This is a genomic window from Streptomyces sp. NPDC001922, assembly GCF_042891165.1.
Taxonomy (GTDB): Bacteria; Actinomycetota; Actinomycetes; order Streptomycetales; family Streptomycetaceae; genus Streptomyces.
This window is the reverse complement of the sequence record NZ_JBIASV010000003.1, coordinates 407750-429496: the sequence shown is the minus strand read 5'-3', so window position 1 is coordinate 429496 and position 21747 is coordinate 407750. Positions and strand designations below refer to the sequence as shown.

Annotated in this window: 19 protein-coding genes and 1 pseudogene; 9 read left to right on the top strand and 11 right to left on the bottom strand. The window is 71.6% G+C overall.

Annotated elements, in window-relative coordinates:
- Positions 1 to 67: 67 nt before the first annotated feature.
- Entirely contained in the window at positions 68 to 1924 is a 1857-nt protein-coding gene (locus ACFYYR_RS07435; RefSeq protein WP_388847949.1) for a choline/carnitine O-acyltransferase, read from the top strand.
- A 105-nt stretch (positions 1925 to 2029) separates the two neighbouring features.
- On the opposite strand, the gene ACFYYR_RS07430 is transcribed toward ACFYYR_RS07435, so the two are convergent.
- The 3 genes from ACFYYR_RS07430 to ACFYYR_RS07420 form a co-directional block, all read right to left on the bottom strand.
- Positions 2030 to 2335, bottom strand: a complete 306-nt coding sequence (locus ACFYYR_RS07430; protein ID WP_388847946.1) for a cupin domain-containing protein — start codon at positions 2333 to 2335, stop codon at positions 2030 to 2032.
- 169 nt (positions 2336 to 2504) lie between these two features.
- Positions 2505 to 4013 carry a SpoIIE family protein phosphatase gene (locus tag ACFYYR_RS07425; RefSeq protein WP_388847943.1) on the bottom strand — a complete coding sequence of 503 codons (1509 nt, stop codon included), beginning with the start codon at positions 4011 to 4013 and terminating at the stop codon, positions 2505 to 2507.
- A 334-nt stretch (positions 4014 to 4347) separates the two neighbouring features.
- Positions 4348 to 4836: an ABC transporter ATP-binding protein gene (locus tag ACFYYR_RS07420; RefSeq protein WP_388848156.1), complete on the bottom strand. Its 489-nt coding sequence runs from the start codon at positions 4834 to 4836 to the stop codon at positions 4348 to 4350.
- 117 nt (positions 4837 to 4953) lie between these two features.
- Here ACFYYR_RS07420 and ACFYYR_RS07415 point away from each other — a divergent pair, with 117 nt between their 5' ends.
- Complete coding sequence (locus ACFYYR_RS07415) at positions 4954 to 5550, top strand: hypothetical protein (protein WP_388847940.1); 597 nt, start codon at positions 4954 to 4956, stop codon at positions 5548 to 5550.
- A gap of 90 nt (positions 5551 to 5640) precedes the next feature.
- Complete coding sequence (locus ACFYYR_RS07410; protein ID WP_388847937.1) at positions 5641 to 6213, top strand: O-methyltransferase; 573 nt, start codon at positions 5641 to 5643, stop codon at positions 6211 to 6213.
- Positions 6214 to 6356: 143 nt separating this feature from the next.
- On the opposite strand, the gene ACFYYR_RS07405 is transcribed toward ACFYYR_RS07410, so the two are convergent.
- A complete protein-coding gene (locus ACFYYR_RS07405; RefSeq protein ID WP_388847934.1) occupies positions 6357 to 7733 on the bottom strand; it encodes a serine hydrolase domain-containing protein in 1377 nt (458 codons plus the stop codon).
- Entirely contained in the window at positions 7730 to 7987 is a 258-nt protein-coding gene (locus ACFYYR_RS07400; protein ID WP_388847931.1) for a hypothetical protein, read from the bottom strand. Before ACFYYR_RS07400 ends, ACFYYR_RS07405 begins: the two co-directional genes overlap by 4 nt.
- A gap of 182 nt (positions 7988 to 8169) precedes the next feature.
- Here ACFYYR_RS07400 and ACFYYR_RS07395 point away from each other — a divergent pair, with 182 nt between their 5' ends.
- On the top strand, positions 8170 to 9093 hold the full coding sequence (locus ACFYYR_RS07395; RefSeq protein WP_388847928.1) for a MarR family transcriptional regulator: 924 nt from the start codon (positions 8170 to 8172) through the stop codon (positions 9091 to 9093).
- Positions 9094 to 9237: 144 nt separating this feature from the next.
- Here ACFYYR_RS07395 and ACFYYR_RS07390 read toward each other — a convergent pair.
- The 4 genes and pseudogenes from ACFYYR_RS07390 to ACFYYR_RS07375 form a co-directional block, all read right to left on the bottom strand.
- Positions 9238 to 9318: pseudogene (locus tag ACFYYR_RS07390) on the bottom strand (DUF664 domain-containing protein); the annotation flags it as partial.
- 923 nt (positions 9319 to 10241) lie between these two features.
- Entirely contained in the window at positions 10242 to 10790 is a 549-nt protein-coding gene (locus ACFYYR_RS07385; protein WP_388847925.1) for a hypothetical protein, read from the bottom strand.
- Positions 10791 to 11109: 319 nt separating this feature from the next.
- Positions 11110 to 13623, bottom strand: coding sequence for an ABC transporter permease (locus tag ACFYYR_RS07380; protein WP_388847922.1), 2514 nt, complete (start codon positions 13621 to 13623; stop codon positions 11110 to 11112).
- Positions 13623 to 14366, bottom strand: a complete 744-nt coding sequence (locus ACFYYR_RS07375; protein WP_388847919.1) for an ABC transporter ATP-binding protein — start codon at positions 14364 to 14366, stop codon at positions 13623 to 13625. The genes ACFYYR_RS07380 and ACFYYR_RS07375 overlap by 1 nt, the downstream gene beginning before the upstream one ends.
- A gap of 172 nt (positions 14367 to 14538) precedes the next feature.
- On the opposite strand from ACFYYR_RS07375, the gene ACFYYR_RS07370 reads away from it, so the two are divergent.
- Together ACFYYR_RS07370 and ACFYYR_RS07365 are read left to right on the top strand one after the other, a co-directional pair.
- On the top strand, positions 14539 to 15771 hold the full coding sequence (locus ACFYYR_RS07370; protein ID WP_388847915.1) for a sensor histidine kinase: 1233 nt from the start codon (positions 14539 to 14541) through the stop codon (positions 15769 to 15771).
- A complete protein-coding gene (locus tag ACFYYR_RS07365) occupies positions 15768 to 16415 on the top strand; it encodes a response regulator (RefSeq protein WP_388847912.1) in 648 nt (215 codons plus the stop codon). The genes ACFYYR_RS07370 and ACFYYR_RS07365 overlap by 4 nt, the downstream gene beginning before the upstream one ends.
- A gap of 378 nt (positions 16416 to 16793) precedes the next feature.
- On the opposite strand, the gene ACFYYR_RS07360 is transcribed toward ACFYYR_RS07365, so the two are convergent.
- Positions 16794 to 17267, bottom strand: a complete 474-nt coding sequence (locus ACFYYR_RS07360) for a carboxymuconolactone decarboxylase family protein (RefSeq protein WP_388847909.1) — start codon at positions 17265 to 17267, stop codon at positions 16794 to 16796.
- Positions 17268 to 17537: 270 nt separating this feature from the next.
- On the opposite strand from ACFYYR_RS07360, the gene ACFYYR_RS07355 reads away from it, so the two are divergent.
- Genes ACFYYR_RS07355 through ACFYYR_RS07345 form a run of 3 tightly spaced genes read left to right on the top strand, consistent with a single transcriptional unit; the run spans position 17538 to position 20629 of the window.
- Entirely contained in the window at positions 17538 to 18614 is a 1077-nt protein-coding gene (locus ACFYYR_RS07355; protein WP_388847906.1) for an ABC transporter substrate-binding protein, read from the top strand.
- Positions 18615 to 19814 carry a FecCD family ABC transporter permease gene (locus ACFYYR_RS07350; protein WP_388847903.1) on the top strand — a complete coding sequence of 400 codons (1200 nt, stop codon included), beginning with the start codon at positions 18615 to 18617 and terminating at the stop codon, positions 19812 to 19814. It begins immediately after the preceding gene.
- Entirely contained in the window at positions 19811 to 20629 is an 819-nt protein-coding gene (locus ACFYYR_RS07345; protein ID WP_388847901.1) for an ABC transporter ATP-binding protein, read from the top strand. The genes ACFYYR_RS07350 and ACFYYR_RS07345 overlap by 4 nt, the downstream gene beginning before the upstream one ends.
- Here the strand turns inward: ACFYYR_RS07345 and ACFYYR_RS07340 are convergent.
- Positions 20602 to 21582, bottom strand: a complete 981-nt coding sequence (locus ACFYYR_RS07340) for an L-tyrosine/L-tryptophan isonitrile synthase family protein (RefSeq protein ID WP_388847898.1) — start codon at positions 21580 to 21582, stop codon at positions 20602 to 20604. The two genes, ACFYYR_RS07345 and ACFYYR_RS07340, sit on opposite strands and share 28 nt — an antisense overlap.
- Positions 21583 to 21747 lie beyond the last annotated feature (165 nt).

Here is a 21747-nt window from a genome sequence, read left to right as displayed (position 1 = left end):
CTCCAGTCAACCGACGGCACCACTCCGTCCCGAGACCGAGGCAACCAGTGACCAATCGAGGAACCCAGTGAACAGCAGTCAGGAATCGGCCACCCCGGCCACCCGTACCTTCGCGAACGACGACGCCCTGCCGCGCGTGCCCCTGCCCACGCTGGAGGAGACCTGCGAACGGTTCCTCGCCTGGTGCGAGCCGCTGCTCACCGAGGAGGAGCGGGAGCGGACCCGCGCGGAGGTGGAGGCGTTCCTCCGGCCGGACGGCCCCGGGCGGACCCTCCACGCGGCTCTGGAGCGGTACGACGCCGAGGCCAGCGTGCACAGCTGGCTCGACACCTTCTGGCCCTACCGCTACCTGGGCCGGCGCGACCGCATCGCGCTCAACGCGAACTTCTTCTTCCTGTTCGAGGACACCGGACAGAGCCAGGTGGAACGGGCCGCCGGGCTGATCACCGCCGCCGTCGCCTACAAGCGGCAGCTGGACGCGGAGCGCGTACCGCCGATCGTCCAGCGGGGCCGTGCGCTGTCGATGGACCAGAACAAGTACCTGTTCTCCACGACCCGGATCCCGGGCCGGGAGCTGGACACGGTGCGCGCCCCGTACTCCGATCAGTGGCCCGGCCCGTCGTCCGCCCGCCACATCGTGGTGTTCCACCGCGGCAACCTGTTCCGCATGGAGGTGCTCGGCGAGGACGGGCTGCCGCACACCCCCGACGACCTCGCGGCAGGGCTCGCCGCCGTGATGAAGGCCGGGGCGGAGCCGGCCCCGCAGGACGCCTCCGTCGGCCATCTCACCACCATGGCGCGGGCCGAGTGGGCCGACCGCCGGGACGCCCTCGTCGCCTGCGACCCCGGGAACGCGGACGCGCTCGACGTGATCGAGACGGCGCTGTTCTGCGTGTGTCTGGAGGACTTCGCCCCCGGGGACACGCAGGAGACCTGCGACCAGCTGCTGTACGGGAACAGCGGCAACCGGTGGTTCGACAAGGCGGTGTCCCTCATCGTCTTCGAGGACGGCCGGGCGGGCATCAACGTGGAGCACTGCGAACTCGACGGGACGACGATCCTCAGCTTCGTCGACGCCCTGCTCGGCACCCCGGTCGAGGAGCACGCCCGGCAGTCGGGAGCGCGGTCCCAGGGCCTGCCCGCCGTCGAGCCCGTCACCTTCGTGCTCGACGCGGCCCTCCGCGCGGACGTACGGTCCGCCGCCGAGGCGTTCGCGGAGTACGGCGCCGCCACGGCGACCACCACGGTCTCCTTCGACGACTTCGGCGGCAACCGGGCCAAGCAACTGCGCATCTCGCCCGACGCGTTCGTGCAGATGGCCTACCAACTCGCCCACCAGCGGGCCAAGGGCACCGTCGGGCCGACCTACGAGTCGATCGCCACCCGGCAGTTCCGGCGCGGGCGGACCGAGGCGATGCGGGTCGTCACGCCCGAGGTGCTGCGGTTCGTGGCCGCGATGGAGGACCCCGGCGCGGACCGGGCGGCCCGCCGGGCGGCGTTCCGGGCCGCCGCCGACCGGCATGTGGAACGGGCGAAGCAGTGCCAGCAGGGCCAGGCACCCGAGCAGCATCTGTGGGAGCTCCAGCTGATCCGGAAGCGGCGCGGCGCGTCGCTGGGCGTGCCGGAGGACCCGGGGCTGTACGGCACGCCGGGCTGGCTCGTCATGCGGGACGACTGCCTGAGCACCAGCTCCGCACCCTCCACCCACATCCGGTACTTCGGCTTCGGGTCGACCAGCAGCCGGTGCATCGGCGTGGCCTACGTCCTGCTGCCCGACCGGTTCAACGTCTACCTGAGCACCCCGCGCCCGGTGGCCGAGGGGATGCACGCCTTCGCCGGCCGGCTCCGCGCGGCGGTGCGAGAACTGCAGGACCTGCTGGCGACGGAGGACGACGAGGACGCGCGGGGGTCGGGAGGCCGCTGACCTCCGGGGCCGTCCCGTTCCGCCCGGCGCTCCGGGCCGGGCGGGCGGGACGGCCCCGGGCCGCACAGCACACCCGAGTACCGAGCCGGGCTGCCTGAACCGCCCTCACCCCTCGGGCACTTCCACAATCACCAGGGTCCCCCGGCTCCCTGCACGAACGGCATGCCGGGCGCCCGCCGGCACGGCGTACATCTCGCCCGGCCCCACGGACACCTCGGCATCTTCCACACTCAATTCCAGCCGGCCATCGAGCACCAGCAGCACCTCGGCGGTGCCATGCGTCTCCTCCTCGACCGGCAGCCCGTCCATGCGCAGCACCTTGACGCAGGCCGTCCCCACCTCGCCCAGCAGACGGGATTTCCATGCGCCCGACAGCGCGGCCGCGGTCCGGAACAGGTCGACCACACTCATGACATGCCTCCCAGCGGGCCCCTCCTGGCATGCCGGGAGAGGTCCGCATCGCGATCAGTGGATGCCTGGAAGCTACGTGACCAGGGGCAACAGGTGATCGACCGTTCGGCAAAACCTCTCACCGCGGGCACAGGAAAACAGAACCTGCCGACAGGCGGTGGCATACCGGTCAGTGGCCGAGGGAGTGCGTCCGGGCGATCAGCAGGGCCACGTCGTCCTCCCGGTTCTCCGGGCGGCGCAGCGTGCGCAGCAGATGGTCGCAGGTCTTCTCCAGCGGGCGGTCCGCGTTGTCGAGGCTGTCCAGCAGGGTGGCCAGCCGGACGTCGATGGCCTCGTCCCGCGTCTCGACCAGCCCGTCGGTGTACAGCACGAGCTGATCGCCCGGCCGCAGACCGAGAACGGTGGTGCGGAAGACGACGCCGCCCACCCCCAGCGGCGCCCCGGTCGGCAGGTCGAGCAGTTCACGGCGGCCGTCGGCGTGCAGCAGGACCGGTGGCAGATGCCCCGCGAGGGCGATGCGGCACTGCCCGTCGTGCGGGTCGTGCACGGCGTAGACGCAGGTGGCGATGGTGTGGTCCAGCCCGTCGGTCAGCCGGTCCAGGTGGTGCAGCACCTGCGCGGGATCCAGGCCGAGGTCGGCGAGGGTGCGGGTGGCGGTGCGGAGCTGCCCCATCATGGCCGCGGCGCTGATGCCGCTGCCCATGACGTCACCGACCACCAGGGCGGTCCGGTCGTCGCTCAGCGGGATGACGTCGAACCAGTCGCCGCCGATCTCGTCCACCGCGCGGGCCGGCTCGTAGCGGGAGGCCAGCGTCAGCCCCGGCCGCCGCGGCGGCGGATGCTGCGGGAGCAGACTCCGCTGGAGGGTGAGGGCGGCTCGCCGCTGCTCCTGGACGGCGAGATGGCGCTCGGTGACGTCGACCACCGACGCCGCCACCCCCAGCACCTCCCCGTTGGACGATTCGAGCCGGTAGAACGACACCGACCAGGCGTGGTCCGTCTCCGGATCCGCCGGGGTGCGGCCGACGACGTACTGGTCGAGGACGGGGATGCCGGTGGTGAGGACCCGGCGCATGGCGCGCTCCAAGGGCGCCGTCTCCAGGTCCGGCAGGACCTCGTCGAGGGTCCGGCCGATGTGCTCGGCGGCCGGCACGCCGTTCAGGCGCTCCAGCGCCGGGTTGGTGGTGACGTACCGCAGGTCGGTGTCCAGCACGGCCAGGCCGATCGGTGACTGCGTCACGAGGCGGGTGGACAGCGCGAGGTCGCGTTCGACCCGCCGGAGCGTGGCCTGGTCCGTGGCCAGTCCCAGGGCGTAGTAGTCGCCCTGCCTGTCCTGGAGCCGCATGTTGCGGAACTCCACCAGCAGCGTGCTGCCGTCCTTGTGCCGCACCGGGAAGACCCCGGCCCAGCCGTCGTCGCCCGCCATGACCTCGGCGAACAGCCCCAGCACCAGTTCCAGGTGCTCTTCGCGCACCAGCAGCCGGCCGGCGTACTCGCCCAGGGCCTCCTCGGCGGTGTAGCCGAAGAGCTGCTCGGCCTGCGGGCTCCACAGCCGGATGCGTCCGTCGGCGTCGAGGACGGCGGCCGCGACGTTCAGCACGTCGAGCAGGCCGCCCGGTGCCGACGGGCCGGTGCCCGCCGCCCCGGGATGGGCTCCGAAGGACTCGGATGCACTCATCCCAGGCACTCCTTCCGCGGCCATCGGCGCGCTGCCTGGTGCCGGTCCGGGCCCCTCATGCCATCGCTGATACCCGGCTGCATCCATGGTCTCCGCTACGCCTCCGGCCTGCCATCGCGGAGCGCCCGTTCCGCGGCACCCGGCCGGGCGGGAAACGGCGAGGTGTGCCGGGGTGGTCGTGGGACGACCTCCCCCCAGGGTGCGGGGGCTCGGCAGGGGCTCCGGGAGCCGGGGTCCCGGGGCCGCGGGTGGGCAGCCGCTCCTGCGCTCCGCGCGGGGCGCTCGATCACCTGCGACCGACGGTGACGGAAGGTGACCCTCCGGGTGCGGCGCCTCAGGCCTCGGTGAGCGGAGCGGCGGCGGAGAGCCGGGACGGGGGAAGGGGCCCTCCGGACGCGGGGACCACCACCGGAGCCCCGTCGGCCGGGGCCCGGAGGATGTCCGCCTCGATCCCGTACAGCCGGCGGACCAGCCCCGCGTCGACGACCTCCCGGGGCGGGCCCTCGGCGACGACCCGGCCGTCCTGCAGGGCGGCGATCCGGTCGGCGTACCGGGCCGCGGCGGCGAGGTCGTGCAGCACCATGACGACCGCGCGCCCCGCGGACGCCACCTCCCGTACGAGCCCCAGGACTTCGACCGCGTGGCCGATGTCGAGGGCGCTGGTCGGTTCGTCCAGCAGGAGCACCGGGGTGTCCTGGGCGAGCGTCATCGCCAGCCAGCAGCGCTGCCGTTGGCCGCCGGAGAGCCGGTCGAGCCGGCGGTCGGCGAGCTCGGAGACGCCGGTGGCGTCCAGGGCGTCCGCCACGGCCCGCTCGCGCTGAATCCTTCGCGGAGCGTCCCGTGCGCCGGATGCCCTCTTGCGGTGCGCACCCCCACACAGCACGGTTTTGTTGAATGCTGCTCGGCACTCCGGTGCCACAAGGGGGAGAGGCGGTAGGCCGTGGGAGCAGTGACACGGTGGGCGCGGGAGACCTTCGGCGACGCGGCCGGCCCGTTGACGGAGCTGATCCCGGCCGGCTTGGTTCGAGCACACGCCAGGGCACGAAGCGGGCACGAGGGAGTGCACACCCAGACACTGGAGGCGTACGGGCACGGGCTCTACGCCGCCCAGTACGAGGAGCTGGCGGTCGGTCTGAGTTCCGTCGCGGACGCCACGCCGGTGCGCTTACAAGGACGGACGCTGATGATCGTTCGTGGCCGGGTGATCTACCCGTACTGCTACGCGAAGAGAAATGTGCCCGTCACGGCCGCGCGTCTCCGCAGCGCCAAGGGCCTCCGCGCGGACCTGATCCGACGGCACGGTCCGGAGCCCATGCAGCAGACCTTCGACCTGGGTCTGGGCGAGCACGACGAGGCGGAGACGCACCCCGACCTCAACCTCCTGCCGGAAGATGTGCGCCTCGTTCTCGTCGCCTACGCGTGCTCCATGGACCAGGGCGTCATGCGCATCGAGTGGGGCTCGGCCGAACTGCAGCGCGAGGACCGGTACCTCCTCTGGCATCGCCACGAGCCCCTGTGCCCTCCTGCCCAGCCGTGACCCGGGACGTTCGCCGGATGCGCAGAGGCGGAACTCCGTGCGGAGACCGCTGCCGATGGATAGCGTCGTGGGGACGGTGAAGGGGGATGCGTGATGATGACAGAGCGTGCGGTTCCGCTTCGCGTGGCGGCCGCGGAGCGTGTCGCCTCCGCAGCGGGCTTCCGGAAGAGTTGCCTTCCCGAGGTGGGCAGGTTGCTCAGGCTGGCCGCTGCCGCCAAACCCCACGGCGTCATCGCGGAGAGCGGCACCGGTTCGGGTGTGGGTACCGCCTGGCTGCACAGCGGACTCGCCGCCGGGGCCCGCCTGGTGACCGTGGAGCGTGACGAGTCGCTGGCCCGGCGAGCGGCCGGTGTCTTCGCGGACGACGACCGCGTCGATGTCCTCACCGGGGACTGGCGGTTGCTGGAGCGGCACGCCCCCTTCGATGTCTTCTTCTGCGACGGCGGAGGCAAACGCGACGACCCCGAGAGGGTCGTCGAACTGCTCGCTCCCGGTGGCCTTCTCATCCTGGACGACTTCACCCCCTCGCCGGACTGGCCGCCTCGTTTCGAGGGCGACGTGGACGAGCTCCGCCTGTTCCACCTCACCCATCCGGCCCTTGATGCCACGGAAATCCTCACCACACCCGCCAGTTCGGCGGTCGTTGCTGCACGCTGCGGCTGAGGGCTGTCCCGTTTGCGTCATTCATGCGGCAGATCGTTTCCGTCGCCGACATGTCTCCCGTAACTGATCCCCGGTATCGGGCAGACCAGGAGGACAGGAGAGGTCGGGATGGGTGCCGCGACGTCGAGGACCGCATGGCACGGTCACCTCTGCCGCGGGTTCACCCGGCAGTTGGTATGGAGGTACTGGGCCGTGCCGTCGGTGAAGTCGTAGAGCGCGACCGTCCGGGTGTCTTCCAGCGGATCCGCCGGTGGCATCAGGAAATGGGTCTCGCTCACCGGGAGCAGCGCGTATCCGATGCGGTCCGGCTTTCCGAGAAATGCCGCCTGCATCGGGTCGAGGACCAGGGTCAGATGCAGCTCCCCGCCTTCGGCTGACACCTCGTACCGTGCGCCGGGGCGCCCGTACACGCCTTCGTACCTGGACAGGTCGAGATCCAGCGTCGTGTCCGGTGCCGGCAGGTCCGGGATGGTGACCATGCCGAGGTCGGTCAGGATCTCGTTGAACACCGCGTGAGCGAAGCTCTCCCGCGGTCCGCCGTTGGTCAGCAGGGCAAGGGCGGTATTCGAGTCCGGCAGAAGCCGTAGCCGGGCGTTCTGGCCCACGGTGCTGCCGTCGGTCACGTAGACGGTTTCGCCGTGCCAGTCACCCACGATGAGGCCGAGTGCCCATGCCGGCCCGAACATGTACGGATCCGGTACGGGCACCCGGGAACACAGCATCTCTCGAATGCTCTCGGCCGAGACGATGCGCTCTCCGTTCGGCGCCGTGCCTTGGTTGAGGAGGACGTGCGCCATGGCAAGTACCTCCCGGGAGGTCGAGGTGATGTTTCCGCCGGGGCCGAATGCGCGCGGCAGGTAGCGCACCGGTGTGACGACGGGGCCTTCCTCCGGGGAGCGGATCAGGTGCCCGGTCGCGGCCCGGGCTTCATCCACCTGCTCGTGCCAACTGTTCGTGCTGGTCAGACCCATGGGGTCGAAGAGGCGGTGCCGCATGATGTCGTCCCAGCGCGCGCCGTCCTGCACCTCCAGGATCCGCGCGAGAAGTGCGTAACCCAGCACCGCGCTGTAACCGTGGGTGCGGCCCGGTGGGAAGACCTGGGGTGCGTCGGCGATGTTCTCGACCATGCGCGCATAGACGTCCTCGTCTTCGCCGGGGTCGCCATAGGCCTCCTCGATACCGTTGGTGTGGTGCAGCAGGTGACGAGGGGTGACCTTCGCGCTTGCCTCGGGATCGGCCACCGCGAAACCGGGCAGACAGGTCCGCAACGGCTCGTCGAGGTCGACTTTCCCCTCGTCGACGAGTTGCATGAAGGCCAGTGCGGTCCACGTCTTGGTCATGGAGCCGCATTGGTAGACGGTGTCCGTCGTTGCGGGTTCGCGCGTTTCCACGTTCTTGACGCCGACCGCGAGTTCGGTGAGCTCTCCGTCGTGGAGCACGCCGATCGCGGCGCTCGGGATGGCGTACTCCGCCAGGAGTTCGGCGACCCGGGCCCGGATCCGTGGTACGTCGATGGTCATCGCGGGAGACCGACCGCGTTCGCGGCGTCCGCTTCGAAGTACTCCGTCGTGGCATAGGCGCCGGCGAATGCCTCGAAGAATTCCCGGACACCATCGACGGAGTCGTGGGTGATGACGTTCACCGCTTTGCCTCCGCCCCGGCTCGCGACCGCCAGCTTCCACGTGGCGCCCTGGGGGAGTTGGGTGTGTGCTTTCTTCAGCCCGCTCCAGAAGTTGCCGTCGTCCGAGACCGTCGACACGACCATCACGTACATCGTGGATCCTCTCTTTTCGGGTGAGGAAAAGCTACGTTGCGTTTTAGGGCGCGTCAACGAAATGAGGTCCCAAATACCCACTGAATCATGGATCGTTGCAACAGAATTGTGAATGAATGCAACTCCCGAAAATGAGTCGTTGCACTGTACTGTTGCTGAATGCAAGGAGAGGAGTCGCGTCGGTGCCAGGAGGCAGGCTGACCTACGAGGACCGTCGGCGCATCGCGGCGTGGCTGGCCGAAGGGCTCGGGTACGCCGAGATCGGCCGACGGCTCGGCCGACCGACGTCGACGATCAGTCGCGAGGTCGCACACAACGGCGCACCCGGTCACTACGGGGCCGACCACGCACAGCAGGTCTCCAGCGACCGTGCCCGCCGGCGGAAGCCGGCCCGGCCCGCGGAGCCGGCGGCCGACGAGCAGCAGGCCGAGCTGGTGCGCGGCTTCGTGGACCGGTTCGCGACGCTACTGGCCGCGACCGGCCTGCCTCGCATGACCTCCCGGGTGTTCGTGTGCCTGCTCACCGCCGACGCCGACGGCCTGACGGCAGCCGACCTGGTGCGCCGGCTGCGCGTCAGCCCCGCGTCGGTGTCCAAGTCCATCGGCTCCCTCGAGGCCATGGAGCTGGTGGTGCGCCGACCGGATCCCGGCAGGCGCCGTGAGCGGTACGTCATCGACGACGACGCCTGGCTCCGGGCATGGCAAGCCGACACCGGCGCACACGCCGACATTGCGACTGCCGCACAGCGGGGTGTCGAGATTTTCGGCGCCGAGACGACTGCCGGCGCCCGACTCGGCACGATGGGCCGGTTCTTCGGCCGTCTCAGCGAGCAGATGAGCGGCCGCACCCTCACGGAGACCGCCGTGTGCGACGCGCTGACCGTGCTCGCCGCCCTCGTGCACGCCGACCGGCCGCTCACCCTGGGCACGCTGGCCACCGCGCTCGACTGGCCCCGGGGCCGCACCACCGCCGCCCTGGATGTGATCCAACGGCAACCGGCCATCGCCGATCCCCTCGCCCTCAAGGCCATCGGGCCCCGGACGTACGGCCTCACCACGAGACCGGACCGCCTCAGCCCGGCGCAACGCGGAGCGCTCGACCGGTAGGCCGCGTCAACGCCTGGAAGCCGGTGAGCGGTAGAGCGGGCAGCCGGTGAGCCACATCTGCCACGGCACCGTCACCGGCACCGTCGTCTCGGTCCGGCTCCGGGCCTGGCCATGCTTTCCGCCGGATCCCATGCGGTCGAAGCGCTAGTCGCCGGTCGTGCCGTCGAGCATCTCGCGCAGGATGTCCGGGTGGCCGTTGTGGCGGGCTGTCTCCTCGATGAGGTGGGGGTCGACGTCGGGACCTGCGATCTGTCCGGCTACCAGGGCACCGATCCGCCCCGGCCTCTGACGCCCCAGCACCCCGCCTGCGTCGACCGTGTCGCCGGGCCCGACGGACACCCGCGCGACGTGCTCGTCCCGCACGCCGTCGTCGACCGGCGGGTGCGCCGGATGCAGGCGGCGTACGAACTCACCGCCGACGACCGGGTGCTGTTCACCGCTCCGACGGCCCTCTCCGCGGTGACGGGGGAGCTGTTCTGGCCGCTGCGCGTCGGCGAGGCCCTCGTCGTCCCCGGGAGCGAGGCCGGAACGGGAACCGCGCGTCTCCTCCGTGCGATTCGCCACCACCGCGTCACACGCCTGCACCTCGGCTCCGCCGACCGGCCCCACCCGGAACTCCGGGCGGCTCTCGACGACCTCGACGGAACCCGGTTCCCCACCCTCCGCCGCGTGACCGCTGCCGGGCCACACGGCCGGGGCGCAGAGCTGGCCGGGAGGACGGCCTTCTCCGACCCGCCTCCCCCCCCGTGCCGTGATGGCCGGGTGCGCAGCGGGTCCGGCCGGCCATCGACCGGTGCGGCACGGCATCAGGAGGGACGCCGAGCTGTGAGCGAGCCACTGTGGTGACGAGGACCGGTGCGGCCGGGCGGCGGGAGGCCGCGCTGCCCGGGTACGGCTCTCCGGCCGGCCCGCCACGCCCAGGGGAAGACCGGCTCCGCGCCGGCGTGCCCAGGGAGAAACCGGCTCCGCGCCGGCCCTCCCCGGGGGGAAAATCCGGCTTCGCGCCGACCTCCCAGGGCGAATCGCTGACGTCTGAACGCTCCCGCCCCGCCCCGGCCTTGGCGGCGTACGAAGCACCGGCCATGGGCTGTCCCTAAGGCTTGTCCCGCAATTCTTTGCGGGCCTTCGCGGGTGCTGACGGTGGGCGGTCAGCGCCTCTCCATCAGTGTCGAGTAGGCCCTCTCAAGGCCCTGGGCGTAGCCGGCCCCCAACTCGACATAGACGTGCCCGCTGGCCGCACAGGCTTCACGCAGGGCAGTGCTTTGTTCCCTGACCCACGCGGCGATCTCCCGATAGGTGGTGTCGTCGGCTCCGTCGAGCCAGTCCGGGGCGGCCCTCAAGTGTTCGGTGGTCAGCTCCGAGTTCCCAAGGAAGACGCAGCTCAGCGGCATCCCGAGACCAGCGGCGGCGGTGGCCGCCGCCGGCGTGACGATGTCGCCCTCGACCACATAGCCGTCCAGGGGATCGGAGTCGTCGAGGCTCTCTGCGGTGGCACGGATGAACTCAACGAGGAAGGGCTGCGCCGGTACGGCCTTGTCCGGGTGCGTGCCGTGGCGCACGCCGTGCTGGGGCGCGGCGCGCTGCAACATCGAAACCAGAACATCGGTCGGGCATCCCGGGATGCCGTCCCGTTCCAGCGCCATCCACGCGAGGGTGCTCTTGCCCACTCGTGGCGGGCCGCCTATCAAGTAGATCACGTGCAGACCGTACCCCGGGCGGCAGTTCGGGTGATCTCGCGGCAGCAGAGTCGTGACCACACCTCCAGATCGGGCAGGTGAAAGTGCTCCGCGCCGGCCCTCCCCGGGGGAATCCGGCTCCGCGCCGGCCTCCCAGAGCGAAACGCTGACGTCTGAACGATCCCGCCCCGCCCCGGCCTTGGCGGCGTACGAAGCACCGGCCATGGGCTGCCCCGCTGCCCCTGGACGACGCATGCCCGGCTGAGGGAGCGGGGCCGAAGCGGGGGCGATGGATGTCCGTCGGCCCCACCGCCGTTCACCGCTGCGCGTTCTGCCGGGGCTATTCGCCGGCGATCGCCGTCAGCACGTCGGTGTCGGCCGCGCGGCGGGCCGGGAACATCGCTGCCAGCACCGCGGCGACGGCGATCCCGGCCACCGCGAGGCCGATCACGGTGAACGGCATCGTGAAGTCCCCCAGCCGTTGTCCGAACATGGCATGCTGCATCACGGCGCCCGCCGGAATCCCCACGACCACCCCCAGGAGCGCGCCGAACAGGGATATCGCGACGGACTCCGCCCTGATCGCCCGGCGCACCAGCAGCCGCTTGGCGCCCACTGCACGCATCACACCGATCTCACGGGTGCGTTCCATGACCGACAGCACCAGTGTGTTGACGACGCCGAACACCGCGATGACGATGGCCACGCCGAACATGGCGTACATCAGGGTGAACGCGAACCGCTGCTGGTCGACGCCTTGCCGGACCAGGCCCTCACGGTCGGTGACGGTCACATCGGGGCGGTTGCGGAACGCCGCCTCGATGCTCTCGCGCGCCGCGTCCGGGTCGGCCCCCGAGGCGTACAGGAGGGTGATCTGCTTGCGCAGGGCCTCCGGTGCCTTCGCCACGTCCAGGAAGATGCTCGCCTGCAGTTCTGTGGCGTCGTAGACGCCCACGACGGACTGCGTGACGGATGTCCCGGCGTCCAGCTTCAGCGTGAGCTCGTCGCCCATGCCCACGTCCAGCATGTCGGCCTGGTTCTGTGAGATGACCAAACCCCGGGTCAGATCGGGGCTGCCCGCAGTGATGCGGGGTGTGAGGACGGTCTTCAGCGCCTCGGGCTCGATCGCGGAGATCCGCCGGGTGGTGGTGCCGCCCTCGTAGGACAGACCCACCAGCACGTCGCGGCTCGCGGCGACGTGGTCGACGCCCGGCAGTCCGCGGACCCGGTCCGCCTCCGTCGGCGTGAGGGTCGACTCGCCACCCGCGGCCGACTGCAGCACGGTGGTCGTGATCGGCACGTTGGCCCGGGTCGTGGAGGCGATCAGCCCGGCGAAGGACGCGCTGAGCGTGGCGAAGGCGCACACCAGCCCGAGGCCGACCGTGATGGCGGTCGCGGTACCCGCCGTACGTCGTGGATCGCCGGCGGCGCTGCGCAGCCCCAGCCGTACGGACGGCGCGGTCCGCACGCCGAGGAATCCGGTGACCGGCTGGAGCACCTTCTCGGCGAGGAACGGAGCGAGCAGAACCACACCGATGACACCGAGCAACGCGCCCACCAGCGCGATGATCCGCAGGGTGTTCGAGGCGCTCGGGTCCGCCGTGGCGACGATCATCACCGTGGAGGCGACCAGGAAGGCAGCCCCCAGCACGTTCCGGCGCCGCTTGGTCTCCCGGGGGACGACGGCGTCGGTGCGCAGCGCGGCCACCGGCGGTACGGCGGCGGCGCGCCGCGCCGAGCTGTACGCCGCCGACACCGTCACCAGGACGGCTACACCGAAGCCGAGCAGGATCGCGCCCGGTCGGACGGTGAACGCGACGTTGTCGTCCGGGCGCAGCACGCTGATCATCAACGGACCGATCGCAACACCGGCCAGCGAACCGATCGCGCCGCCGGCCAGACCCAGCACGGCCGCCTCCAGGACGATCCCGGTCCGTACCTGCCTCTTGCGCGCGCCGACGGCGCGCAGCAGCGCGAACTGCCGGGTGCGCTGACCGACCAGCATCGTGAAGGTGTTGGCGATGACGAACATCCCGACCATCAGTGCGACCGCGGCGAAGGGCAGCATCGTCAGCCTCAGGTCCTGTGCCTCGTCCTCGGACTGGGCGGCCGCGGCGTCGGCCAGAGCCCTGCCCGTCGCCACGGGGTAGGAGTCGGGCACGGCTCCGCGAACGGCGTCCGCGAGCGCGGCGGGGGCGACTCCCGGCGCGGCGGTCAGTTCGAGGCGGTGGAACCGGGGACCGAAGAGCTTCGCGGCGGTGGCGTTGTCGTAGGCAACGACCGGAACGGCGTCGGACGCCTCGTTCGAATCCGTCTCGGCCTGCCGTCCCAGACGGTGGTACGTGAACAGGGCGGTCACCTCGGCCCGGTCCGTACGGCCGCCGGACAGCAGGACACGTACGGTGTCACCCACGGCGACACCGGCCACGTCGGCGTCGGTCCGGTTGAGCGCAACCTGGCCGGGCCTCTCGGGGGCCTCGCCTGCGTCCACCGTGAAGCGCTTGTCGCTGCTCCAGTTGGTGCCGGCCCGGTCGAGTACCGTGCTCGCCCTGACCAGCTTGCCGTCGCGCCCGACGATGCCCGCCCGTCCGACGGTCACCCCTTCGGCCTCGGCGACGCCGGGCAGGCCGGCCAGCCGGTCGCGGTCCGCAGCGCCGAGTACCGGATCCTTGCCCGGGCTCTGCACCGCGACGCCGACGTCCTCCCGCGTCTTGCGCAGGGTGAGCGTCGCCGCGACGGAGTCGCTCACCACCCAGCTGCCGACCGTCGCGGTGACACCCAGGGCGATGGCCACGAGCGTCATCACCGCGCGGCCCTTGTGCGCGAGCAGGTCGCGCAGCATGGTCCTCAGCATCAGGCAACGGCCCTTTCGAAGGACTTCATGCGCTCCAGCACACGGTCCGCGGCCGGTGCGAGGATCTCGTCGACGAGAGCACCGTCCTTGAGGAAGAGCACCCGGTCGGCGAAGGCGGCGGCACCGGGGTCGTGGGTCACCATCACCACGGTCCTGCCGAGGTCGTCGACGCTCCGGCGCAGGAACCGGAGCAGCTCCGCGGAGGCGGCGGAGTCCAGCGAGCCGGTCGGCTCGTCGGCGAACACCACATCCGGCTGGGTGACCAGGGCCCGGGCACAGGCCACGCGCTGCTGCTGGCCGCCGGAGAGCCGGCTGGGCCGGTGGTGCAGCCGGTCCCGGAGGTTCACCGCGGTGATGACCTCGTCCAGTACGGCCCGGTCGGGCTTGCGCCCCGCGAGGTCGAACGGCAGCAGGATGTTCTCCAGGGCCGTGAGGGTGGGTAACAGATTGAATGCCTGGAAGACGAACCCCACGCGGTCCCGGCGCAGATCGGTGAGCGCGTCGTCGGTGAGCCCCGTCAGCTCGGTGTCCCCGATCCACACCGTGCCCTCGTCGGCCTGGTCCAGGCCCGCGACGCAGTGCATCAGCGTCGACTTTCCCGAGCCGGAAGGACCCATGATCGCGGTGAACTCCCGGTGCATGAACTCCACGTTCACGCCCGCGAGGGCGGTCACCCGGGCGTCGCCGGATCCGTAGTACCTGCCCAGTCCCGAGGCCCGGACAGCGGCTGTTGTCTGTGTCATGGCAGCTGTCTGTGTCATGGCAGCGAGTCTCCGCGAACGGGGCCCGGCCCACGTCTCCGGAAAGTCCACGAACGGACCGCACTTGGGTCAGGGAGACACCCCCGACTTTCGTCAGGGGCGGTACAGACCAACGACAGAAGCAGACGCACCGCTGACCCCATACGCTCGGCGTGTGACCCGACGTACACGGACGACCACCGAACCGGCACTGGGAGCACGCGCGTGGCGATGGCTGGACCGCTGGAGGCTGAGGCTGCTGGCGGCCGTGCTCGCCGCCGGTGCGTTCTTCCCCACCGACGCCCGCCTGGTCCGCCACATACAGGCGGAACTGGGCCTGGCCCCCTGGCCGGTCCTGTTCCTGGCCGTGGCCGTCGCAGCCGGCTCCGCGGCCGCCGTACTGGCCCTTCCGCGCAAGCGTCGGCCGGTCGTGCTGGTCGGATGCGTCGCATGGGTTCTGGCATCCGTCTGGACCACGCTGTGCGTAGCGTCGTACGTCGTCGGTTCCACCGCGCGCAGTCCGCTCCGGCAGATGTCCTACGTGGTGGGGGCCGGCGCGATCGCGGTGCTGCCGACGGCTGTGCATCTGGCCATCGGGCTGCCGGGTGTCGTCCGGGGGGACATCCTCGCGTCGTTGGGCGGCGCCGGGCTGTTCGTCTGGCTGCCCTTCGCACTCGGACTGTGGAACAGGGCCCGCCGGGACGTGGTCGAGAGCCTGCGCCTGCGGGCGGAGCAACTCGAGCGGGGACAGGCGGCCCGCGCGCAACAGGCGCGCCTGCAGGAACGCGCCCGCATCGCACGGGACATGCACGACGTCGTCGCCCACCGGGTCTCGCTCATGGTGCTGCACGCCGGTGCCCTGGAGATCAACGCGAAGGACGAGGGGACCGCGGTCGCGGCGGAGCTCATCCGCACCACGGGCCGTGAGGCCCTGGCACAGTTGAGGGGCGTCATCGGCGTGCTGAAGGCCGTGGACGGGGAAGGAATGGCGCTCGGACCGCAGCCCACCCTGGTGGACCTCGAAGGTCTCCTCAATCAGTCGCGCGCTGCCGGCATGCCCGTCAGCAGACGCGACGACGGTACGCCGCAGCGGCTGCCCACCCTGCTCGAACAGGCCGCGTACCGTGTGGTGCAGGAAGCGCTCACCAACGTGCACAAGCACGCCGGAGCGGCGCGCACCGAAGTCCTCGTCCGCTACCACCCCTCCAGCCTGGAGGTGGCCGTACGGAACGACGCCCCCGGCGGCCCCGTCGAGTCGCTGCCGGGCGGCGGCATGGGCCTCGTCGGGCTGCGTGAACGCGTCGAGCTGCTGGACGGCGAATTCACCGCGGAGCAGCGAACGGGCGGAGGCTTCTCGGTCCGTGCACGGCTTCCCATTCCCACGCCCGCCATGGAGGAACACCAGTGATCCGGGTCCTGATCGTCGACGACGAAGCGCTGGTACGGGCCGGGTTACGCATGATCCTGGAGCCGGCCGAGGACATGGAGGTGGTCGCCGAGGCGAGCGACGGCAGTGAGGCCGTGACTGCCGCGGCCGAATACCGCCCGGATGTGGTGCTGATGGATGTACGCATGCCCGGCATGGACGGCCTGACCGCGCTCAAGGAACTCCGCCGCCGGCCCGGCGCCCCCAGCGTGATCATGCTGACCACGTTCGACCTCGACGACTATGTGCACACCGCACTGCGCAACGGAGCGGCCGGTTTCCTCCTGAAGGACACCTCGCCGCGCGACCTTGCCGCCGCCGTGCGTGCCATCGCCGCGGGAAGCGCGATGCTCACTCCCAGGATCACCAAACGGCTGATCGACACGTTCGCCGGACTGGGGTCGGGCGACTCCGCCAAGGCCCGCGAACGGCTGGCGGTGCTGACCGGCCGTGAACAGGATGTGGTCCGTGCCGTGGCCCGGGGTCTGTCGAACGCCGAGATCGGCCGTGAACTGTCCATGAGCGAGGGAACGGTGAAGGCCCATGTCAGCCGTGCCCTCTCCAAACTCGGGCTCTCGAACCGGGTCCAGGTGGCACTCCTCGCGCGCGACGCCGGCATGAGTTGAAACGTGTTCCGCGGCCCAACTGACAACGGGGGGCTGCCGGACGCGAGTCGGACAGGGCCCGTCCGCCCCGGCCGTGTCGGCTCGGGCCCGGTGTGCTGTGCGGGGTGTCCGGATCGTCGGGGTCATTCGGGACGCGTTCTTCGGTGGTGTCACCGCGGACCACCGTCGAATGCTGCGTGTGTGCCATGAAGCGTGAGCCGTAGCGGTCGAACTGTGCCGGGATCAGCCACCCATGGCGGCGCGCCATCAGGCATCCATACCGGCCCCGTAGGACGCCGCCCGCACCCGAACGACGCCCCCCGGGCCCCGGTGAGGGGTGCCCGGGGGGCGGGTGATGCTGCGGGCCGGGGGAATCAAGTCCCGTTCATGCGCGCCCGGTTATGCGAACTGGCCGGGCTGGTAGTCGCCGGCGGGCTGCTGAATGATGACGTTCGCCCGGTTGAAGGCATTGATGAGGGCGATCCCGCACACCAGGGCGGCCAGTTGCTCCTCGTCGTAGTGCTTGGCGGCGTTCGCCCACGCCTCGTCCGTGACGCCACCGGCCGCGTCCGCGATGCGGGTGCCCTGCTCGGCCAGCTCCAGTGCGGCCCGCTCGGCCTCGGTGAAGACCGTGGCCTCCCGCCACGCCGCGACCAGGTGGAGACGTACCGAGGTCTCACCCGCGGCGGCGGCGTCCTTGCTGTGCATGTCGGTGCAGAAACCGCATCCGTTGATCTGACTGGCGCGGAGCTTGACCAGCTCCTGTGTCGCGGCCGGCAGCGTCGAGTCCTCGAGCACCTTGCCTGCCGCGATGATGTGCTTGAAGATCTTGCCCACGGTCGGGCTGCCGAAGGCGTCCAAACGAGCACTCATGGTGATCTCCTCTGCCGTTGTGGGTGCTTGCACCGTTACGACGGCACGGCTCGGCAGGATGTGACATGAACGCCTGTGACCTGCGTCTCCCTGTCCCACGGCTCCCGGCACCTGCCCGGCACCTGCCCAACGGTGCGTACGCCGGTGCCCGGCAGCCGGTCCGCGTTCCGGTGCTCCCCGCCGGGAACTCCGTACGTCCTCCCGCCGACTACCTGCACCGGGTCCACGGACAGCGGGCCCGTACGAGGATTCGAGCGGCAGGGAGAACGCATGCGCCCTCGCATGATGTGCGGTGTCATGGCGGCGGTGGCGGTCCTCGCCACCGGCTGTGGTGGCGGGACCGAGGCCGGAGGCGGCGCGGACGGCGCCGGTGCCGCCGCCCGCGGGTTCCCGGTGAAGGTGGCCGACTGCGACGGGAAGGAGACCACGTTCTCCGCTCCGCCCGAGAAGATCGTCACCAGCAACGCCTCCGGCCTGGAGATGCTGCTGCGCCTCGGCGCCGGCGACCGGGTGGCCGGAACGGGCTTCCCGCCCGGCAAGGGCACCCTGCCCGGCGAGCTCGACCGGCAGGCGCGGAAGGTGCCGGTCCTCGGCAAGGCGGTGATCCCCAAGGAGAAGCTGCTCGGTTCGGGTGCCGACCTCTACCTGGACGCCTTCGCGTCGATGGGCGGCATGGGCGGGATGGGGGGCATGGGCGACGCCCCCACCGACAAGGAGTTCGAGGCCGCCGGGATCAAGCATGTGTTCCTCGCCTCCACCGCCTGCGCCCAGCAGCGGAAGGGCCCCCGCAAGGACCTCTCCGAGGTCACCGGGGACATCGAACGGCTGGGCGCGCTCACCGGAACCGGCAAGCGGGCGGCGGAGCTCGTGGCCGGCATGGACAAGAAGCTGTCCGCCGTGCGCACCGCGGTGGACGGCGTTCCCGAGCGGAAGCGTCCGACGTACTTCTTCTTCGACTACGACGCCGGGACCAAGCAGCCCATGGCCCTCTGCAACAAGCAGGTGGGCCACGCCGTGATCAGCCAGGCAGGCGCCCGCAACGTCTTCGCCGGCTGCGACGGCGACTTCAAGCCGGTCTCCTGGGAGGACGTGGTCGACCGGAACCCGGACTGGATCCAGCTCGCGGTCCGCAACCGGGGCGACAAGGCAGCCAACGAGAAGGCCTTCGACGAGGCCGAGCGCTTCCTGCGCGGCTTCCCAGCCACCCGGGGCCTGAAGGCCGTCAAGGAGCGGAAGTTCCTGCGGCTCGGCTCCGAGGCGACGACCATCGCCGGGGTCGGCAACGCCGACACGGTGCAGCGGATCGCCCGCACGCTGTACCCGGGCAAGGTCGAGGCGGACCGCTAGATGACGCTGCTCTCCTCGTCCCGGAACTCGGGGCATCCTGAGAACCCTGAGAACCCCGAGAACTCGGGAAACTCCCCGCACCCCCCGCACCCCGGGAATTCCCCCGACGCCCCGACCGGCACCGGCCCCCCCGGCCCGCAGGCGGCGGACGCGGACCGGTCCGGCCGCCGTGCCCACCCCGTACGGCCCGGCCCGTTCGCCGCCGTCCTCGGTGCCGCCCTGCTCGCCGCCCTCACAGCCGCCGTCTCCTGGGGGGCGACCGACGTGCCGCCGGCGGAGGTCTGGTCCGCCGTGCTGCGCCGGCTGGCGGGCGAGGCGCCCCGGCCGGGCACCGACGACCTGATCGTCTGGCAGCTCCGCGTGCCGCGCGCCCTGCTGGCCGCGGTCGTCGGCGCCGGGCTCGGCCTGGTCGGCACCGCCACCCAGTCGCTGGTCCGCAACCCGCTCGCCGACCCGTACCTGCTGGGCATCTCCAACGGAGCCTCGCTGGGTGCCGTCGCGGCGATCGTGCTCGGCGCGAGCGCCGGCGGACTGCTCGGGCTCGGCCTGTCCGCCGCCGCCTTCGCCGGAGCCCTGGCGGCCTTCTCCCTGGTATGGCTGCTGGCCCGCCGGGGCGGCGGCTTCTCCCCGCTGCGCCTGGTGCTCGCCGGAGTCGGCATCGGACAGTTCCTCTCCGGCTTCACCAGCTTCCTCGTCCTCCAGACCGGGGACGAACAGCAGACCCACAGCGTGCTGTTCTGGCTCATGGGCAGCCTGAGCGGCGCCACCTGGGACCTGCTGGCCCTGCCCGCCGCGGCGGTCGCCCTCGGGCTGCTCGCCCTCCAGGCCCGGGCCCGCGGGCTCAACGCCCTGCTCATGGGGGACGAGACGGCGGCCGGGGTGGGCGTCGACGTCACCCGGCTGCGCCGGGAACTCTTCGTCGTCACCAGCGTGCTCACCGGCTGTCTGGTCGCCGTGTCGGGCGCCATCGCCTTCGTCGGACTGATGGTCCCGCACGTGTGCCGGCTGCTCGTCGGCGGCGACCACCGGCGGCTCCTGCCGCTCTCCGCCCTCACCGGAGCCCTGCTGCTGGTGGTCGTGGACATCGTGTGCCGCACCGCCATGGACTCCCAGGAGCTGCCGGTCGGTGTCGTCACCTCGCTGATCGGCGCCCCCGCCCTCCTCTATCTGCTGGACCGACGCCTGGAGCGCGACAGGTGAGAATCGACATCGAGGATCTGCAGGTCAGCTACGCCGGCCGCACCGTGGTCAGCGGGGTGCACCTGATGGCCGCCGACGGCGAGACCGTCGGCCTCGTCGGGCCCAACGGCAGCGGCAAGTCCACCGTCCTGCGCACCGTCTACCGCCATCTGCGGCCCACCGCGGGCCGGGTGCTGCTGGCCGGGTCCGACATCCGGGAGCTGGCCCCGGACCGGGCCGCCCGCCACGTCGCCGCCCTGCCCCAGGAGCGCGGCAGCGACTTCGAGCTGACCGTGCGCGAGGTGGTCGCCATGGGCCGCACCCCGTACAAGCGCGCGTTCGCCGGGGACGACCGCACCGACCGGGAGATCGTGCTGCGCTCGCTGGCCCAGGTGGGCATGGACGGGCAGGCCGGCCGGCGGTTCTCCGCACTGTCCGGCGGCGAGCGCCAACGGGTGCTGCTCGCCCGCGCGTTCGCGCAGCAGCCGGACGTGCTCGTCCTCGACGAGCCGACCAACCACCTCGACATCCGGCACCAGGTGGAACTCCTCACCCTGCTCCGGGACGTCCGCCGGACCACCCTCATCGCGCTGCACGACCTGAACGCCGCCGCCTCGCTCTGCGACCGGCTGCACGTCCTGGCCGGCGGCGCGGTGGTCGCCTCCGGGGCGCCGCGCGACGTCCTCACCCCGGAGCTGCTGTCGGAGGTCTTCGGCGTCCGGGCGGCGGTGACCGACCATCCGCTCACCGGCGACCCGCTGATCGCGTTCGACCACCGGGCGCCGGCGGCGGAGGCCGGTGACCGGCGTCAACGGGACGCTGTCGCCTCGAAGTGACTGGGACGGCCGTCCCGCAGCACCAGACGGCCCCGCTGCTCCGCCGCCCTGCGGTGGAGCAGCTCCCACTCCCCGTCCCGGTGCAGCAGCGGGGCGGCGTGCCAGGGCGTGGTCCAGGCGTCCCGGGCCTCCAGCAGCCGGATGCCGAACTTGGCGGCCCCGCGCGGCTGCGGGTGGATGGAGAGCCGGACCGAGCGGGGGTGGTGCTCCGCGATCAGCTCGCCCCAGGCGCGGCTGCGCTGCATCACCCCGTAGGCCCGTCTGCGGCAGTCGCGCTGCAGCGCCGACCGCGAGCCGTCGAAGGACGCGGTGTCCTCGACGAGGAAGCGGGTGATCCCGCGGTACAGGCGCAGCGTTCCCTCGTCGGACTTGGCCCGGGCGCGCAGGGCCTCGACGGTCGGCGCGTAGCGGTCGTGGACCTGGGTCCGTTTCCGCTCGCAGGGCTGGTCGCCGAAGACGTCCCGCAGGTCGAAGGTGTCCAGATGGCTCAGGCCCTCGTCGCGGATCATCGCCCGCAGGCCGTCCCCGTAGGCGTCGATGTGTGCGTCGGAGACCCGGATGAGGTCCCCGAAGACATGGCCGTCGGAGCAGATGAGCATGCGCGCGCCGGGCGGGTGCACCGCGGCGATCCGGGCGCACAGCCGGTCCAGGAAGCGCAGCGACCGCCGTTCGCCCTCGTCCGGCAGATGGCCGAGGACCTTGGCCGGGTTGGGGGACTTGCAGGGAAAGCCGGGGAGGGTGAACAGCACCGGCTCCCCGGCCGCGACGAACGGGGCGAGCTGGCGCGTCTGCTCGGGGAACGCGGCCGGCAGGTCCGGGGGCACCACAGCGGTGTCCACGGTGCGCCGGTGCGGCAGCAGCAGCGACAGGATCGCCGCGCAGGTCCTCCGTTGGGCCGGGGACAGTGACGGGTGGGCAGCGGGGCCGGTGAGTACGGTGCCGGCAGACGCCATCGGGGAACTCCTGGGTGGGACGGGGGCGGTGGGGGACGGCGTCCCCGGTCGGGGCCGGTGACACGGGGACACGCACCGGCTGCTGGACGGACCGGGGACCGGGTGGACGGACCGGGTGGACTGACGGACCGGGGGCGCCGCGTATCGGGGACCTGCGGGCAAACC

What these genes read in the sequence shown, in the direction of transcription:
- ACFYYR_RS07430 (WP_388847946.1), bottom strand. Translation starts at nt 2,335, where the DNA reads ATGAGTGTGGTCGACCTGTTCCGGACCGCGGCCGCGCTGTCGGGCGCA.
- ACFYYR_RS07425 (WP_388847943.1), bottom strand. Translation starts at nt 4,013, where the DNA reads ATGAGTGCATCCGAGTCCTTCGGAGCCCATCCCGGGGCGGCGGGCACC.
- ACFYYR_RS07405 (WP_388847934.1), bottom strand. Translation starts at nt 7,733, where the DNA reads ATGACCATCGACGTACCACGGATCCGGGCCCGGGTCGCCGAACTCCTG.
- ACFYYR_RS07400 (WP_388847931.1), bottom strand. Translation starts at nt 7,987, where the DNA reads ATGTACGTGATGGTCGTGTCGACGGTCTCGGACGACGGCAACTTCTGG.
- ACFYYR_RS07380 (WP_388847922.1), bottom strand. Translation starts at nt 13,623, where the DNA reads ATGCTGAGGACCATGCTGCGCGACCTGCTCGCGCACAAGGGCCGCGCG.
- ACFYYR_RS07375 (WP_388847919.1), bottom strand. Translation starts at nt 14,366, where the DNA reads ATGACACAGACAACAGCCGCTGTCCGGGCCTCGGGACTGGGCAGGTAC.
- ACFYYR_RS07360 (WP_388847909.1), bottom strand. Translation starts at nt 17,267, where the DNA reads ATGAGTGCTCGTTTGGACGCCTTCGGCAGCCCGACCGTGGGCAAGATC.
- ACFYYR_RS07355 (WP_388847906.1), top strand. Translation starts at nt 17,538, where the DNA reads ATGCGCCCTCGCATGATGTGCGGTGTCATGGCGGCGGTGGCGGTCCTC.
- ACFYYR_RS07350 (WP_388847903.1), top strand. Translation starts at nt 18,615, where the DNA reads ATGACGCTGCTCTCCTCGTCCCGGAACTCGGGGCATCCTGAGAACCCT.
- ACFYYR_RS07340 (WP_388847898.1), bottom strand. Translation starts at nt 21,582, where the DNA reads ATGGCGTCTGCCGGCACCGTACTCACCGGCCCCGCTGCCCACCCGTCA.